1 pseudogene is annotated in these 298 nt (G+C 36.2%); it reads right to left on the minus strand.

Features of this window, described 5'->3' with window-relative positions:
• A pseudogene (locus tag BU804_RS10020) lies at positions 1-298 on the minus strand (hypothetical protein); the annotation flags it as partial.

The raw sequence follows: 298 nt of genomic DNA on the forward strand, positions 1-298 counted from the left end.
GCCATCAACAGAAGCCGCATTAGGGATATCAAGGTTCGCTAACTCCTGAATCGTTTCGCGCACTTTGTTATCAGCATATTTTAGTGCTTCTAATCGTGAGCAATTAGGATGATTGGTTCGATATTCTTGCTCAAATGCTTCTAACAAGCGTAAATCATTCGAAACTTCAGATTTTTGATAAAGATGAGACATTCCAAGTGCCAAAACAGATGCAGGCATATTTATAGGATTAATAAAACTTAAAGTAAGACCCGTTGCCAATACAATTTTGTTAATAATTCCAGCCGAATTTTGATAA

This window comes from Candidatus Protochlamydia sp. W-9 (assembly GCF_001950615.1).
Classification (GTDB): Bacteria; Chlamydiota; Chlamydiia; order Chlamydiales; family Parachlamydiaceae; genus Protochlamydia; species Protochlamydia amoebophila.